Raw genomic sequence first — 17,390 nt, forward strand, 5'->3', positions numbered from 1 at the left:
CGATGGATCATGGTGCGGGGTTTTTTTATGCAAAGGCTTCTTAGTGGATGCCGTGCATTTTCTTTTTCATCCATTTATCCAGCAACATCAGTACCACACCTGCTGCGATCGGGATCAGGGTGAAGATCAGGAAGAAGATGGACATGGAATAATGCTTGGAAATATCGTCGATATAACTGCCGCTGAAGCCAGCCAGTTTATTGGCAATGGCGGTGTTCAGGAACCAGACGCCAAACATCAGGCCGAGCAGACGTGGCGGTGCCAGCTTGCTGATATACGACAGACCGACCGGTGATACGCAGAGTTCTCCCATGGTATGGAAGAAGTAGGCGGCGATCAGGAAGATCATGCTGACGCCCGCGGTTTTGGCACCGGCAGGGATGCTGGCAGAACCGTAGGACAGCGCCGCAAACCCCAGGCCCAGCAAGATCAGGCCAACACCAAATTTGACGGGGCCGCTAGGGTTCCAGTATTTTTCCCACATTTTGGAAAACATTGGTGCCAGGATCACCAGGAAGAAAGAATTCAATACACCAAACCAGGTGGCAGGTACGCTGGACTGGTCGAGTGCAAATTCACGGCGCAGCATCCAGATCACCAGGGCCCAGATCAAGCCTATGCAAATGACCAGCAGGGCATTCGACAGCAGATAGCGCTTTGCGGTACCGGCAAACAGCTTGAGCAGCAGCCATGACAGGATGATGGTTGGGATCACCGTCATCAGGCTGTTGACGATTTTAAATGCCATGCCGCTGGTACCGACCAGAGCACGGTCCGTGTAATCAGCTGCAAAAATCGTCATTGAACCACCGGCCTGCTCAAACGCAAACCAGAAAAAGATGGTGAAGAAAGAGAACACGCAAATGGCGATCAGACGGTCAGCAACGATGTGTGGTGCGGCTTCTTCTGCCACCACGACATCGCCTTTTTGCTGTGACTTGGCGAGACCAATATCACCAAAGATACCCTGACCAAAATAGAACTGTATCGCACCCAGCAACATGAAGACACCGGCCAGGCCAAAGCCCATGGGCCAGGATATTTTTTCGCCGATGTAGCCGCACAACAGGATACCGAAGAAGGCACCAGAGTTGACGCCCATGTAAAACAGGGTGTAACCGCCATCACGACCACCTTCATTGTCCTTGGTATACAACTGACCAACGATGGCAGAGATATTCGGTTTGAACAAGCCGGTACCAGCAACTACCAGGCTCAGGCCGGTATAGAAAGTCGCAGGGGTATCCAGCAGCAGGCAGGCGTGACCGGCAGCGATGATGAAGCCACCCAGCACGACGGAACGGCGGCTACCGAGTAACTGATCGGCAATATAACCACCGAGGATAGGGGTCAAATATACCAGGCCGGTATACCAGCCGTACAAGCTGGCGGCATCCGCACGGCTCCAGCCCCAGCCGCCTTTGTCGACGGTGGTGACCAGAAACAGCACCAGCAAGGCACGCATGCCGTAATAAGAAAACCGTTCCCACATTTCTGTGAAGAACAACACAAACAGGCTATCCGGATGTCCCAGGATGGTGTGTGCGGCTGGCGTTTGAATTGTGTTCAAAGTGCTCTCCAGTGTTTATTTGGTATTAAAAGTAATTTGTGTCGCAAAATTTTTTTCATTGTGTATCATTAAATGATATGAATTGATTCAATTCGGCGCGTAGCTTACCACGACAAAAAGGCCAAATAAAAAGACATATTGCGCACCGCAGCAAAAATTGCTGCACAAACATTGTGCAGATATCGTCGCCCGGATATGGCATCATTCATCATATCTCACTTACATTTGCTTACATGCACTTGCAAGATGAGTATCAAAAAAATAATGAATATGTGCTTTTTTGACACGGGCTGCGGAGACCAAAGCAGAGGAAATGCAGAGTCAATGCGCAGGTGCGCCCTTGCCTTGACGGGGCTGCCTTGTGCCGGAATCGGCGCAGACGCCGGGCAGGGTGATCTTGAGTCTTGTCGCGATAGCATGAAATGAACCAGTCCGCAGCTATGCAGTCTGAACAGACTTGGAACAGATTTGTTGGAATTCGTCCACGAACAAAACACAAACAAAACACGCACACAAGGGAGAGAACAATGAAGTGGAAAAACCTGGTTGCCGCTGGCAACCTGTTATGTGGTGTGGCGGGCATGGCGGGTATGGCAGGCATCGCACAGGCGGTGACAGTAGAGCAGGTGAACACCTTTACGCTACCCAATGGCATGAAGTTCCTGGTATTGGAAAACACTACCATTCCCAATGCGAATATGTATACCTACTGGAAAGTCGGTTCCCGCAATGAAGTCGCGGGCATCACCGGGCTGTCGCATTTTTTTGAACACATGATGTTCAATGGTTCCAAAAAATTTGGTCCCAAGCAGTTTGACCGCACCATGGAAGCCAGTGGCGGTGCCAATAATGCCTATACCAGCAATGACGTGACGGTGTACCAGGACTGGTTTCCAGCGGTGTCGCTGCCGACCATCTTTGATCTGGAGAGTGATCGCATCGCCAATCTGAGCATCGATCCCAAGATGGTGGAAAGCGAACGTGGCGTGGTCTTGTCGGAACGCAGCACCGGGCTGGAAAATTCCAATTTGCGCGCTTTGTGGGGCGAGGTATATGCCTCGGCTTTCCGTGCCCATCCGTATTCGGTACCGACTATCGGCCATGAGTCCGATATCAAGGCCTGGACCCAGGATGACCTGCAAAAGTATTTTAATGTGTATTATTCGCCGAATAATGCCGTGGCTGTCATCGTCGGTGATGTCAAGGCAGATGAAGTGAAACGCCTGGCCGAGCAGTATTTTGCTCATGTGCCCCAGCGTGCCTTGCCACCGGCAGTACGCACGGTGGAACCGGAACAAAAAGGCGAGCGACGCGTGTTTGTGCGCAAGGAATCGGCCACCGCTGCCAACCTGATGATTTCTTACAAAGTGCCTGCTACCAATCACCCTGATTACTATGCATTGAATGTGATCTCCAGCATTCTGACTGACGGCAATACCTCGCGTCTGTATCAGGCACTGGTGGATAAGCGTCTGGCAACACAGGTCGGTTCGGACCAGGGCAAGGCGCTTGACCCTGGCCTGTTCAATTTCTTTGCGGTGGCTGCCAACAAGGTGCCGGCAGCAAAGGTGGAAGAAGCCTTGCTGGCAGAAATAGACCGTCTGATCAAGGATGGCATCAGCGAAGAAGAATTGCAGAAAGTAAAAAACCAGAAGCTGCTGAATTTTTATCGCACGCAAGAAACCATCAATGGCAAGGCCGCGCAACTGGGTGAATACGAAGTGTTTTTCGGTGACTATAAAAAATTGTTTGATGCGCCCGATGCTTATCGCAAACTGACGGTGGCAGATATCAAAACCGTGGCCGCAAAATATTTCAAGAAATCACAACGTACTGTCGGCGTACTTGCTGCAGTGGAGGAATAAGAAGATGATCAGTAAAAAAATTCTTGCGTACAGCCTGGCCAGCGTCAGTCTGGGCTTGTATGCCGTTGGCAGCCAGGCTGCCGAATTTCGTCTGCCCGCGTTTGAAACTGCCAAATTGTCGAATGGCCTGACCGTGTATCTGATGGAACGTCATGATGTGCCACTGATTGCCATGCGTGCCGTGGTCAAGGCCGGGGCCGTCAACGATGGCAGCCAGTCTGGCTTATCCAACCTGACCGGTGAAACACTGCTGCTGGGTAGCAGCAAATATGACAAAAAAACCCTGGACCAGAGTTTTGATTTTCGTGGTGGCCGTATATCCAGTGTCACCACTGCGGAATCAACGGCCCTGTCGGCAGAATTTGCCAGGGATGATGCCAGTACCTTAATGCCCGTCATCGCCGATGTCTTGCAGCACCCCAGCTTTAATGAAGAAGAATTTGGCAAACTGCGTGCCCGTACTGTCGATGGCTTGAAACAGGCCAAGGAAAGTCCGCGTAACGTGGTGCAAAATTATTACCGCAGCATGCTGTTTGGGAATGGGGCGTATGCCAATCCGGTGGCGGGTTCAGTCAACAGTGTGACGGCTCTGCAGACCCTGGATGCCCGCAGTTTCCATAAAAATTATTATCGCCCGGACAATGCTGCCCTGGTCGTGGTGGGGGATTTCAAACCTGCCGCCATGCGTACCCAGCTGGAAGCCCTGTTTGGTAAATGGCAGTCGGCAGGGGTTTTGCCGGCACCGGCAGTCAAAGGCAAGGTACAGGCTGACAAGGCCAGGGTCTGGCTGGTGAACAAGTCAGATGCTGCTGAAACCACCTTCCTGTTTGGTGGTGCCGGTATCGCTCGCAGTGACCCCGACTATGTGCCTTTGCAGGTGATCAACACCATACTTGGTGGTCGCTTTACATCCTGGCTGAATGATGAACTGCGTGTCAATTCTGGCCTGACCTATGGTGCCAGCAGCAGCTTTTTCACGCTGACGGACACCGGTACCTTTGCCGTATCCAGCTTTACCGCCACCCCCAAAACCGAAGCGGCACTGGCATTGGCGACCAAAACTTATCAGCGTCTATGGGACAAGGGTATTGATGCCGCCACCCTGGAATCGGCCAAGGCTTACGTCAAGGGGCAATTCCCGCCGCGCTTTGAAACCAATCTGCAACTGGCCGGTTTGTTAAGTGATATGTATGTTTCCAAAGTCGGTCGTGAACAGATTGATCATTTCACGCGGGATGTTGACGGTCTGAACCCGGAAAAAGCAAAACAATTAGTGGACAAACATTTTCCACGCGATAAACTGCAAATCTTACTGATAGGCAAAGCAGAAACCATACGCGGCATCGCTGCCAACTATGGTGAAGTCAGCGAGCTGGATATTACGGCGAATGGTTTTGCCCCTGTCGCCAAATGAATTGCAACCTTATTTGTCATACCATTTTTCTAGAACCATGTTGTAAACCAAGTAAGTAAAAATTGCCGCCCCTGTATAAGGGGCGGTCGTTTTTTTAAGAGCTCAAAACATGTCTTCATGTTAAGGCTACAGAACCAAAATCAGAGACCAGGACCGTTTTCTATGTTGCGTTTCAAACCCTTGTTTTTCTTTGCCACTCTCAGTCTGGTGGCCGCTTCTTCCAGTCAGGTAGTTGCCGGCACTGCCACTGCCATCACCACTGAATCAGGTTATCAGTTACCCCCGCCCGAATTGCAGGCGGTCGTCGATGCACCCAGGGGGCCGGTGTTCCGCCTCGGGCCGCAGCGCAAAACCGCCTTGTTACTGACCTTGCCTGGCCTGCCCAGTATTGCCGACGTGTCCCAGCCAGAATTGAAGCTGGCTGGCTTGCGCATCAATCCACGTACGCGTGCCGCCAGCAATTTTGATTTTGGCAATGGCATGAGCCTGCTGGATGTCACCAGCGGCAAACTGCGTGACGTCACTGGCTTGCCGGCCAAGGTCAAGATCGCCGAAACCGTCTGGTCGCCGGATGAGCGCTGGCTGGCTTTCAGCATATGGGTAGATAACGGTGTCGAACTGTGGTTGATGGATGTCAAGACGGCGGCAGTGCGCCGTTTGATGGCCGACAAACTCAATGCCGTCACTGGGCCGGGCTTTTCCTGGATAGAAGGCTCGGACAAATTGCTGGTCAGGCTTTTGCCTTTGCGCCAGAAAGAGTTGCCAACCGCCAGTTTCGTTCCGACCGGACCCAATACGCAAGAAAGCAAGGGCGGCAAGGCCAGCCAGAATCGTACTTATCCCGACATGCTGAAGACCCCGCGTGACGGCGATGTGCTGGACTGGCAATTGCAAACTCAGCTTGGTTTCGTCAGCGTCAGGGGTGAACTGCATCGCATAGGCAATGCCATGACGCTGACCAAATCTCTGGCCTCGCCCGATGGCAAACTGATTTTGACCACGCAATTGCGTCGCCCGTATTCAACCATGTTGCCCATGGATCGCTTTGGCCAGTTGATAGAACTGTGGGACAACCAGGGCAAGAAAGTCAAAACCGTAGCTGAACGCCCCATGCGCGAGCGCTTGCCAACCGGGATGGATGCGGTGCAGGCAGGTCCACGTGATTTCGGTTGGCGCAATGACAAACCGGCCACCCTGTATTGGCTGGAGGCGCAAGCTGGCGGTGACCCGGAAGTGAATAGCAAGGTGCATGACGCCTTGTTCCAGCAAGCGGCACCTTTCGATAGCCCGGCCCAGAAAATCATGGATATGGGCTGGCGTTTTGCCAGTGTGCAATGGGGTAGCGATAACCTGGCGCTGGTCACCGAAAACTGGGTGAAGACCAAGGATACCCGTACCTGGCGGGTACAGCCCGTGCTGCCGGACAGCAAGCCGGAGCTCTTGTTCAGCCGTAAATACGAAGATCAGTATGCCAATCCGGGTGTGCCGGTGATGGCGCAAAATGCCCTGGGTCGCCTGGTATTGCGCACGACGCCGGATGGCAAGGCCATTTTCCTGACAGGCACGGGTGCCAGCGCTGAAGGCGACCGGCCATTCCTGGATAAATTCGATCTTGCCAGCAAACAGGCAACCCGCCTGTGGCGCTCGCAAGCACCGTATTATGAAGAAGTGATGGCTGTGCTGAATGACAAGGGCAGCAGTTTTGTCACCAGCCGTGAATCGAATGAAGAAAGGCCGAATTTTTACCTGCATGACTTAAGCAGCAATGCCGGACCGCGTGCGCTGACCCAGTTCCCGCATCCCATGCCGCAGTTCAAGGGTGTGAAAAGGCAGCAGATCCGTTATGAACGTGAAGATGGTGTTGAGCTGACTGCAACGCTTTACCTGCCACCGGGTTATGACCCAAAACGTGACGGCCCGCGCCCGATGATCATGTGGGCTTACCCGCGCGAATTCAAAACGGCAGAGGCCGCCAGCCAGGTCATCGGTTCACCCCACAAGTTCAACCGCATTTCCTACACTGGGCCACATGCCATGCTGGCACGCGGTTATACCGTGCTGGATGGCCCGACCATGCCCATCATCGGCGAAGGCAAGAAAGAGCCGAATGACACTTATCTGGAGCAACTGAAGATGGATGCCGAGGCAGCGGTCGACGAAGTGGTGCGCCTGGGCGTGGCTGACCGTAACCGCATTGCCATCGGTGGCCATAGCTATGGTGCCTTCATGACTGCCAACCTGCTGGCGCATACCCGTTTGTTCCGCGCCGGTATTGCCCGTTCTGGTGCCTATAACCGCAGCCTGACGCCGTTTGGCTTCCAGTCTGAAGACAGGAATTACTGGAAAGCCAACAAGGTCTACCAGGACATGTCACCGTTCAATTTTGCCAACCAGTTCAAGGACCCCATCCTCTTCATCCATGGTGAGCAGGATAATAATCCCGGCACTTTCCCCATGCAAAGTGAACGCATGTATCAGGCCATACAAGGCTTGGGTGGCGTGACCCGCCTGTCCATGCTGCCGAATGAAAGCCATAGCTACCGCGCCCGGGAATCCATACTCCATATGCTGTGGGAACAGGATCGCTGGCTGGAAACCTATGTCAAGAATGCCAAGCCAGACACCAGCAAGGATTAAGCGGCAAGCAGAAGTTGGAAACTTAAATGTTAAAAAAGGTAGCAGATTCGCAAGATTTGCTGCCTTTTGTACATGAACTTAAAGTTTTGCATTAGTATGCAGACATACTATGTAATCGGTTTCCCATGCTTAAAGCCGTCATTCTCGACGCTAATGCCGTCGCCCGCAATTTACTCTCCTCCGTTTTGGTCAACGGTGGTCATGAGGTGGTGGGGGACGCCAACCTCAGCCCGGCCAGCCTGGCGCGCATCATCAAGCTCAAACCCCAGGTCGTTTGTGTTGATGTCGGCGAGGCTGATACCGAAGGTTTGGCACTGCTGGACAAGCTGCGGGCCGAATTGCCTAAATCCCTGTTATTCCTGGTGTCCTCCAAAATTGATGCAGCTACCTTGCAGGCAGCCCAGCAACGTGGGGTACATGGTTTTATCGTCAAACCTTTCAATTCGGTCGCGGTCCTGACTTCCATACGCAATACCATACTGCGTATTGCCAAGCAGCAAAGAGCGGCCGTGGCTGAAGGCCAGGGTGAAGCTGGCGGCGATTGAGTTCATCCCGGTAAAATCAGGTTTTATCCCCTGTCTGCGGGTTTTATCGCATCATTCCTATTCCATGTTCTCTGGTATCAGACTAAGCAAAACTTGATCGGAGAATTGCCATGTCTCTTTCTAATGCCATGTCCAAACAATTGCGTACTTCAGAACAACTGCTGCCATCCGAAGTGACGGCGCGCAGCGAGACCTGGCTGACCCGCGCTCGCAACTATCCGGTTTTTTCCCGCATCTGGTTCCGTTACCGTGCCCAGGCCTGGATAGGCTTTTTTGCCATCATTGATGTGCTGGTATTGTTTGTCGGCTGGGTGGCCGACGCCAATATGCGCAAGACAGCGGCAGTTTTCATTCCTCTGACGCTGGGGGCTAGCGCTCTGCATCTGCTGGGGCCAGCCATGGCAGTCTGGGTCAGGAACCAGGCGTATGCCGGTAAAAAAGAAATGATTGCCCTGTTGTCGGCCTTATTGCTAGGGGCGGCGTGCAGTTATGGCGTGCTTACTGGCGTCAGCTATGCAACCAAATACCTGGTGCTGGGCAGCGGCGATGTGGAATTGGCCGTCGCCGGTTCGATAGACGCCAGACAAAAGGGTACAAAGGATACGAAGGATGCAGCGGGCAAGCCAACTAGTGCTGTCACCCCACAGGCGAGTGTTGCTGAAACTGCCGCACAGCCTGCAGGCGGCAAGGACGCCGGCAGCAAGCTGGAACACTCGCCGGCACTGAAGCTGATGCTGGAGGGGTTTTCCCTGTTCGCGTCCGTCAGCCTGATCATTTATACCGGTGGTGCAGTGGATTTCTGGTATTTCTTCCGCCAGAAAAAACGCCTGCTTGAAGTCATGCGGCAGCAGGAACTGCAGCAGGCACAAGATGCGCGCCGCGAGGCAGAGCTGCGCCTGTCGGTATTGGCGGCCCAGGTAGAACCGCATTTCCTGTTCAATACCCTGGCGGGTGTGCGCTCTGCCATCCTGACCGAGCCGCAACGCGCTACGGCAATTGTCGATCACCTGGTTGATTACCTGCGTGCGACCATACCGCAAATGCGCAATGATGGCAGTTCGGCCCAGGCCAGGCTGAAGCAACAACTGGAAGCCGCCAACGCCTATCTGGGTTTGATGCATGCGCGCATTCCCCGTCTCAGTTACAGCGTGGACAGTGAAGTGAGCGATGCCGCCTTGCCGCCACTGATGTTGATTTCGCTGGTTGAAAATGCCGTCAAGCACGGGGTGGAACCAAAGATAGGACCGGTTCATATCGCCATCCGTGCCAGACGCATGGAGCAGGATTGCACGGCCATGCTGGAACTGACAGTGGCGGATGATGGTGTCGGCTTTGCCGGCAGCAGTTCCGGTTCCGGCATAGGGTTGGCGAATATCCATGAGCGTCTGGCTTCCACGTATGGTGAACGTGCCAGCCTGATATTGAAAGCCAGGGCAGAAGGTGGCGTCGCCGCGACCATCCTGTTACCCCTGGAAGCCTGATCAAATTTTTTGGAAGCGATACTATGACGACAGCCATCATCGCCGATGACGAAGATTTGCCACGCAAGGAATTGCGCCGCATGTTGGCCAGGGTATGGCCAGAACTGGAAATACTGGCCGAATGTGAACACGGTGCCGAAGCGCTCGAAGCCATACACCATGAAGCACCGGATATCGCTTTCCTGGATATCCGCATGCCCGGCATGACCGGGCTGGATGTGGCACATGCCGTCAAAGGCCGCTGTCATGCGGTGTTCACCACAGCCTATGACAGCCATGCCATCGACGCCTTTGCTGCCGGGGCGGTTGATTATTTGCTGAAACCGATATCCGAGCTGCGCCTGCAAGAAGCGGTTGCACGTCTGAAAGAACGTATCGCCAAAAAGCAACCGGTGACCGATGTCAGTCAGTTGATGTCAGAACTGGACAAGCGTCTGCGCAACAATGCCGTCGAACGCATACGCTGGATCAGCGCCAGCGTGGGCGATACCATCAAGATGTTCCCGGTAGAAAAAATCCTGTTTTTCAGTTCAGATGAAAAATACACCAGAGTAGTCTGCGCTGATGACGAAGCACATGTGCGCAAGCCCTTGAAAGAATTGATGGATGGCCTGGACCCGGACCTGTTCTGGCAAATTCACCGTGGTGTGGTGGTACGCGCCGACGCCATCACGCGCGCCCATAGAGATGAGTTGGGAAAATACACGGTTGAAATCCGTGGTTCACAAGAAAAACTCAAGGTAAGCCAGGCGTATGCATGGCGCTTCAAACCTATGTAGGTAGATAAAAAATCTGGCTGTGCGATTTGCAAAAATCCCACAGCTAACAAGGAAGAGCTTGGCTTTTTCCTGCAAGCAGATTTATGATGGCGCTGGTGTTGAAACCAGCGCCATCATTTTTTAATAAAAAGATTTGGATTAATCCAGACGATTTCTCTCCCGCAGTTTCTGCTTCAGAATATCCTCGGTCCTCATTGATTGAGCGAGCCGGTAGTCCAGATAATAACAATAACAGGAATCTCAAATGCAACAAAAAAATACACTGATCGATATCGGTGCCAATCTCGCACACCGTCGTTTTCATGCTGATCTGGATGCCGTGATTCAAAGGGCCAAACAGGCCGGTGTGGAACACATCATCGTCACCGGCACTTCAGAGCATGCCAGCCGTGATGCCCATGTGCTGACACACACTTATGCCGGCTACCTGAGCAGTACCGCAGGCGTACATCCGCATGAAGCCAAGAACTGGAATGCCGCCTGTGCCGCCAGCATAGAACAACTGGCGGCCAGGTCTGGTGTGGTTGCTATCGGTGAATGTGGCCTCGACTATAACCGCATGTTTTCGACTGAAGTGCAGCAATTGGCTTGCTTTGAAGCGCAATTGCAATTGGCCGTGCGTGTGCAAAAGCCTGTGTTCCTGCATGAGCGTGAAGCGCATGATGCATTTTTTGCGCTGCTCAAGCAATACCGCCCACAACTGAAGGGTGCAGTGGTGCACTGCTTTACCGGTAACACGGCAGAAATCCGCGAATACCTGGATCTGGATTGCCATATCGGTGTGACCGGCTGGGTGTGCGATGAACGTCGTGGTGACGACTTGCGTCAGGCGCTCAAGTTCTTGCCGAAAGAAAAGCTGATGATAGAAACGGATGCACCCTTCCTGTTACCGCGCAACTTACCCGTAAAACCGCAAGAGGGTCGGAATGAACCCATGTATTTGCCGGTCGTGCTGGAAGCGGTGGCCGGCATTCTGGGTATATCAGCCATAGCACTGGCCCGTCAGGTACGATTGAATACCGGGCAGTTTTTTAATCTGCCCTTAGCGGGCTAAGACGGTAAGCCTGATTGTGATGGTTTGTCTGCGTCTTCAGCAATCTCTGCTGTCAAGATGGGTGTTGCTGCGGGTATTGCAGTGGGTGTTGTCGTCCGCAAGCTGCGCGACCAGCGCAACAGGCCGACGGCATAGCTAATGTAGTAGGCCGCCAGCATGCCAAACAGGAACAGGGTCAACGGACTACCGTAAAAATCACCAGGTGGTGTGGTGAATGATTGTGTCGTGAAATACAGGCTTCCCATACGCCAGGCAATACGACCCAGCAACAGCAGTGACAGCGCAATCCCGAGATGGGCATTCGGCGTATAGAATTTTCCTGCCGGACTGTTTTCAAATTTGGTCAGACGATGCCCATACACACCCAGGCCGCTACCGACAGCCAGGCCACCCAGCATGATCAGGGCATTGCCTTCATGGTTCAGCGCACCCAACATGACCAGGGCGATCAGCACCGGGAAAATGCATACGGTGATCGCGGCACGTATGCCAGAATATTTTTGCCTGCCTACCATGCGCCGGATACGCGACACAATACGCCAGAGAATAAACGCACCGACGGCAACGCCGATCAGCATGGATGAAGGATTGGCAGTGGCCATGATGGACTTTTGTCTCGTGTGCAGATGGGACTTGAAAGTCTAACATGTCCCTAAATTTGCCTGTACCAGAATGTATCAGGCCAGCGAAAATTTCGCTGGCCTGAAAGACATCTTCAATTACAAGAAGTTATTACAAGATTTATTGCAAGAGATCCACCGCATCATATGAATAACCTGGGCTCAGATAAGTTGTGCCGCTGGAGCCACTGATCGCAGTCAGGGTCAGGATATTCTCACCCACCACGAATGCACTGGCAGGAATAGCGAAGCTGTACATGGTGTTGTTACCGCGATAGCTGCCTACCGTCAGGGTACGGCTGGATGGCTGGGTCGATGCTGCCGGGTTGGCAGATACCCAGGTATTCATCTGTGCCTTCGGACGTCCCCCTGCATAGGCGGTAGTGATACCTACCCGCAGCGTGTGGTCGGCAATCTGACTGGCCGTCAGGTTGAACTTGATGGTGTAGGTGCCATTGACTGCTTTCCACTGATAAGCCGGGAAGTTGGCTGCCGCAGTGGAAGTGCCAACCACGAAGGTACCGGGTACCCATGAACTCATGCGTACATCGGATGGATGCATGGTGGTGACTTTGTCGCCGTTCAGGAACTCGGCAGGTGAACCATCCCAGTCACCGATACGCCACAGTGCGGTGCTGCTGCTGGGGTCACCGGCAATGGTAATGGCACCCGCATTATAGGTATTGCCAGCACTGACGGTGACGGTACTGGTATCAACAGCCAGCTCATTTTTATAGATCTTCATGGTGTAAGTACCAGGGATCATGTTCGGGCTGTTGAATGAACCATCACTGGCATTTGCCGTGGCCCAGTACTGGGCTGTCGCATTTGAAAACCCGACTGTATAGCCAAAGTTGGTATCGCGGCCAAAGATGGCTGTACCAGCAACGGCACCACGTGCCGATGCCGGGACATATGCAGTCATGCCCATGTTGGCAAACCAGGAAGTATCCAGTGTGCCTGGCGCTGATCCATTGGTGAATACCAGCGTATAGGTATTCAGGATGCCGGGGCGATATGCTTCGGTCTGGTTTTCTCCATAGTTGACGATATAGGTGATTTCCTGATTAGTCGACGTGATTTGGTTCAGCAGGCTACGGAAGAACGGGCCGCCAGAACCACCTTCATTATTGTCCCTGACCATCCACAGACCGACGCTGCTGCTGGTGCCGCCTATGTAAGACCAGTCTTTCAAGCGCATATTTGAATAATGCTTGGAACGTGTCTCGCCATTGGCCATGCCGAAGATGTCGCTGGATTCGATGGCACCGGTGGTGTTGCGCAAATCCGATGGCCCCGGGCCAAAAGGCAGCGCTCCTACCGGTACCCGCACGATATAGCGCACCAGGTTGAGGGTGTTGGGTTCGCTGGTGAAATAGGTTCCCATATAGATATGCGGGCTGCCATTCTTTGCCAAGTAATAATGGGTCAGGTTACCAGCCTGCACCGTGATGCGGATATAGTCGGTATTGATGACATCGGCATTCACGGTCACTGCAGATACACCGGTGTACAGATAATCAAAGCCGCTATTCACCTGTGAACCACGCGACTGGTCCTGATATTGCACACCGTTATAGATCAGCGAGGCAATGTCACCTGCCGATTGCGTGCTGACACCGTTATCGAGACGGCGAATTTTAAACACCAGACCGGCACCGGTATCCACGGTGTAGAAATTGGTATCAGAGCTCAGGCCAAAAGTACTGGCCGGTGCTGCCTGTGGCGGAAGCGCCGACGGCACCGTGCTTCCTGTTTGCGCGCTTTTACTACTGTCGCTGCCACCACAGCCCGCTAACAGGCTGAGTAGCAGGCAGCTTAACCAAAAGCTGCATAATTTTCTTGTATTCAATTTTTGTCTCCTGTTTTTTATTTAGGAATCTTGTTGTGATATTTTTTTGTGATATTTTGTGACCTTGTCCCTGAGTAGTGGTGGTGTTTTCTCCTTTTCCTATAAAATAATCAGACGGTCTTGCTACACACAATGTGCGGCAAGCTGAAACTGCATTCCGGATGAAACTTGTGGCGACGCGACCTGTGTTTTCACTGGTAATGCACACCAGCGTAAAACCTTATAAAACAAAGGGATGCAGCCTACCCCCGGGCATCAGCAAGATGCCTGGCAAGGTAAAAAATATCGATACTGCCTGATGCGCTTAGTCTGTTACAGACGACCTCCCGGTCACCTTCAGACTTTGTATTGAATGCTGGAAAGCGGTTTTGCTTGCGGCGAGATAGCGGGCTGCTGCACAAGTCTTTTATAATGATTTCAGTATTATTTTCTACGTTCCGCGTGTCAATTCAATACGGCAACACTTGAAGAAAATATTGCAATAAATCATTTTCTTGAGCGGTGAAAATACAGGTTTTTTGCTGCTGCACCGCACCAGATTACCTGCCATGTCCGAAAGCTGCCAGCAGCTTTCTTCACAGTTTGTTAAGCTGCTCCCCTGATTGCTATGGAGTGCTTATGCGCAGTGCTGATGTATTACGTTTGATTTCCCTGGCGGCCATCTGGGGTGCGTCTTTCTTGTTCATGCGGGTGCTGGCACCGGTGGTCGGGGTGCTGTGGAGCGCCGAAGTCAGGGTAGGCCTGGCAGGCATGGCCTTGCTGGCCATGATGCTGATTACCGGCAGGGCGATGAATTTTCGCGGTAACTGGAAATCTTTCCTGATACTGGGGACCATCAATTCTGCCCTGCCTTTTGCTTTGTATTCGTATGCAGCACTCAGTATCCCCGCCGGTTATTCGGCGATCGTGAATGCCACCAGCCCTTTGTGGGGAGCGCTGATGGGGGCGGCTTTTCTGGGTGAACAACTGACCCTGCGCAAGATGGCGGGCATGGCGACAGGGGTGCTCGGCGTCGCTTTTCTGGTGCGTCTGGGGCCGGTGGAATTCAATAGCAAGCTGGTGCTGGCAGTCATGGCCTGCGTCGGTGCAACGCTTTGTTATGCCCTGGTCGGCATCTATACCAAGAAAAAACTTACAGGCATGACGGCCATGCAAATGGCCACCGGTTCACAAGTAGGGGCCGCATTTGTGTTATTGCCCTTCCTGCCGCTGGCACCAGTAAGGGGCGAGATTACAGCAACGATAGTCATGGTAGCCATCGCCCTGGCGCTCTTGTGCAGTGCGGTTGCCTACCTGATTTATTTCCGCCTGATGGCGGACCTGGGGCCGACCAAGGCGCTGACGGTGACTTTCCTGATCCCGCTGTTTGCCTTGCTATGGGGCTATCTGTTCCTGCAGGAAAGCATCACACTGAACACGGCGATAGGTTGTGCGGGCGTGGTGCTGGCGACCTGGCTGGTGGTGTTCCAGCCAGTCAAGAAAGTGGAGTAAGGTTTGGTTCAAATTGAAAATGCCGGTCATACCTGTTAAAGGCATGACCGGCATTTTTTATTGGTCCAGCGCCGGCAAGACTTTCACATGCAGGGCACTAGGCTGGCTGCTGCTGTGATACACCTTGTGCGTGGCCTTGATGAAGTCGCTGTCTTTGGCTTCATAGATATTCGGTACAAAGCTTTGCGGGTTACGGTCTATGAAGGGAAACCAGCTGGACTGCACCTGTACCATGATGCGGTGACCGCGCTGGAAGGTGTGGAACACATCATTGATACCAAACTTCACTTTGGTGACCTGGTTCGGTACCAGCGGTTTTGCGGTTTCGAAGCCATCGCGGAAACGGGCGCGGAAAGGCTCACCCCTGACCAGGGTTTGCTGGTTGCCGCGATTGGTCTGTGGGTCGGTCTCCAGATTGGCTGGATTGACGTCGATGAGTTTGACTACAAAGTCGGCATCCGTGCCGGTGACGCTGACAAACAGATCGGCGCTTAGTGGGCCTGCCAGGGTCACGTCTTTTTCCAGTACCTCGCTTTGCCAGCTCAGTACATCCGGACGGCGGGTAGCGAAACGCTGGTCGGCAGCCACGTATTGCTTGTTCCAGCGTGTGCCTATCTCGGTGGTATAGGGTACCGGTTTGGCGGGGTCACTGATGTATTCATCAAACTGTGCATCCTGGTTGGCCGGTGCCTTGAAACTGAGTTTGCCATCGGCCTGGAAATACAACGCCTGATCCTGGCTTTCTTTCGGTGGCCACTGCTCAAAACCGCGCCAGCGATTGGCCCCGGTTTCAAACATCCAGGCTTCCGGCAGTGCTGGTTTGTCGCCAGTTTTCAGGTAGTGTTTGAAAAACGCCAGTTCTATGGGTTGATAGGTTTCCACGGTACGGTAACCAAAATTTGCGTCACCCACCTTGTCACCATCTGTGCGGAACCAGCCGCCATGCGTCCATGGGCCGATGACCAGGGTATTTTGTATACCCGGATTCTGTTTTTCTATGGATTTGTAGGTGTTCAGCGGGCCATACAGATCTTCGGTGTCATACCAGCCGCCCACGGTCAGCACGGCTGCCTTGATGTTTTTCAGGTGCGGCAAAATGTTCCTGCTTTGCCAGAACTGGTCATAGTTGGGATGTGCGGCAATGTCATTCCAGAACGGGATAGCATTTTTGAAATGGCGGGTATTCGCATTCGCGATGGAGCCCAGGTCAAGAAAGAACTGATAACCATCCGGTGTGCCAAAATTAAAATCCTTCCAGCCCGCACTGGAAACAGGCAGTGGTCGTGGTTGGCCGAAGCTGTAGAAAAAAACAAATGCCATTTGCAGGTTGAAGGCACCATTTCTATGCATGTCGTCACCACGGAACCAGTCGGCAATCGGTGCTTGTGGTGAGATTGCTTTCAGGGCCGGGTGGCCGTCTATAGCCCCGGCCGAGGTATAGAAGCCGGGGTAAGAATTACCCCATTGTCCGACCTTGCCATTATTGTTGGGCAAATGCCTGGTCATCCATTCTATGCTGTCATAGGTATCGGAACTTTCATCGATATCGCTCACCGCTTTTTTCTGGTCTATGTGCGGGCGCATATTGACGAATTCGCCTTCCGACATATAGGTGCCACGTACATCCTGATAGGCAAAGATGAAGCCTTCCTTTTCATATTCAGCGGTCGGCCCCAACTGGGTCTTGTACTGATCCGCACCGTAAGGCGCGACCGAATACGGAGTGCGGTTCAGCAGGATAGGGTAGCGTTTGTTGTGATTGGCATCATTCGGCACATACACGACGGTGAACAGCAGCTTGCCGTCGCGCATGGGGATGCGGTATTCAAACTTGCAATAATTCTTGCGGATATAGTCGGCACGCTGTTTGATCTGGTCTGATTTGTCGTCGGCAAGACTGGTTGCCGTGGCGATGTTGGTGGCAGCGGCGGTCGCAGCGGGAACTGCTACGCAGCCCAGCATGACGCTTAGCAATAGGGGGATGAGCGCATGCTTGGGCCGCATGCGCTGCAAATCAGACTGGGTCATGGTTTTCCCTGGGATTATAAGATTATAAGAATATGAATAGCTTGGTTCGTTTTT

The 17,390-nt window shown here is 53.1% G+C and carries 12 protein-coding genes; 8 read left to right on the plus strand and 4 right to left on the minus strand.

The window, feature by feature from the left end:
• Positions 1-40: 40 nt before the first annotated feature.
• Positions 41-1,570 carry a peptide MFS transporter gene (locus ACO0LM_RS12870; protein ID WP_422984604.1) on the minus strand — a complete coding sequence of 510 codons (1,530 nt, stop codon included), beginning with the start codon at positions 1,568-1,570 and terminating at the stop codon, positions 41-43.
• Positions 1,571-2,097: 527 nt separating this feature from the next.
• On the opposite strand from ACO0LM_RS12870, the gene ACO0LM_RS12875 reads away from it, so the two are divergent.
• From ACO0LM_RS12875 to ACO0LM_RS12905, 7 genes are all read left to right on the plus strand, one after another.
• Positions 2,098-3,435, plus strand: coding sequence for a M16 family metallopeptidase (locus ACO0LM_RS12875; RefSeq protein ID WP_423037662.1), 1,338 nt, complete (start codon positions 2,098-2,100; stop codon positions 3,433-3,435).
• Between the two features lie 4 nt (positions 3,436-3,439).
• Positions 3,440-4,849: a M16 family metallopeptidase gene (locus ACO0LM_RS12880; RefSeq protein ID WP_423037664.1), complete on the plus strand. Its 1,410-nt coding sequence runs from the start codon at positions 3,440-3,442 to the stop codon at positions 4,847-4,849.
• Positions 4,850-5,011: 162 nt separating this feature from the next.
• Positions 5,012-7,486, plus strand: a complete 2,475-nt coding sequence (locus ACO0LM_RS12885; RefSeq protein WP_423037666.1) for a S9 family peptidase — start codon at positions 5,012-5,014, stop codon at positions 7,484-7,486.
• Between the two features lie 125 nt (positions 7,487-7,611).
• Entirely contained in the window at positions 7,612-8,031 is a 420-nt protein-coding gene (locus ACO0LM_RS12890) for an ANTAR domain-containing response regulator (protein WP_423037668.1), read from the plus strand.
• Positions 8,032-8,141: 110 nt separating this feature from the next.
• A complete protein-coding gene (locus ACO0LM_RS12895) occupies positions 8,142-9,512 on the plus strand; it encodes a sensor histidine kinase (RefSeq protein WP_423037670.1) in 1,371 nt (456 codons plus the stop codon).
• Between the two features lie 23 nt (positions 9,513-9,535).
• Positions 9,536-10,291, plus strand: coding sequence for a LytR/AlgR family response regulator transcription factor (locus tag ACO0LM_RS12900; RefSeq protein WP_423037672.1), 756 nt, complete (start codon positions 9,536-9,538; stop codon positions 10,289-10,291).
• A gap of 244 nt (positions 10,292-10,535) precedes the next feature.
• Complete coding sequence (locus ACO0LM_RS12905; protein ID WP_423037674.1) at positions 10,536-11,345, plus strand: TatD family hydrolase; 810 nt, start codon at positions 10,536-10,538, stop codon at positions 11,343-11,345.
• Here the strand turns inward: ACO0LM_RS12905 and ACO0LM_RS12910 are convergent.
• Both ACO0LM_RS12910 and ACO0LM_RS12915 read right to left on the minus strand, forming a co-directional pair.
• Positions 11,342-11,947 carry a hypothetical protein gene (locus ACO0LM_RS12910; RefSeq protein WP_423037676.1) on the minus strand — a complete coding sequence of 202 codons (606 nt, stop codon included), beginning with the start codon at positions 11,945-11,947 and terminating at the stop codon, positions 11,342-11,344. The two genes, ACO0LM_RS12905 and ACO0LM_RS12910, sit on opposite strands and share 4 nt — an antisense overlap.
• Positions 11,948-12,086: 139 nt before the next feature.
• Positions 12,087-13,817 carry a rhamnogalacturonan lyase B N-terminal domain-containing protein gene (locus tag ACO0LM_RS12915; protein WP_423037678.1) on the minus strand — a complete coding sequence of 577 codons (1,731 nt, stop codon included), beginning with the start codon at positions 13,815-13,817 and terminating at the stop codon, positions 12,087-12,089.
• A 618-nt stretch (positions 13,818-14,435) separates the two neighbouring features.
• Here ACO0LM_RS12915 and ACO0LM_RS12920 point away from each other — a divergent pair.
• Positions 14,436-15,308, plus strand: a complete 873-nt coding sequence (locus tag ACO0LM_RS12920; RefSeq protein WP_423037680.1) for a DMT family transporter — start codon at positions 14,436-14,438, stop codon at positions 15,306-15,308.
• A 57-nt stretch (positions 15,309-15,365) separates the two neighbouring features.
• Here the strand turns inward: ACO0LM_RS12920 and ACO0LM_RS12925 are convergent, their stop codons facing one another.
• Entirely contained in the window at positions 15,366-17,336 is a 1,971-nt protein-coding gene (locus ACO0LM_RS12925) for a CocE/NonD family hydrolase (protein ID WP_423037682.1), read from the minus strand.
• Between the last annotated feature and the right edge of the window lie 54 nt (positions 17,337-17,390).

Origin of the sequence: Undibacterium sp. Di26W (assembly GCF_049340265.1) — a bacterium.
Taxonomy (GTDB): domain Bacteria; phylum Pseudomonadota; class Gammaproteobacteria; order Burkholderiales; family Burkholderiaceae_D; genus Undibacterium.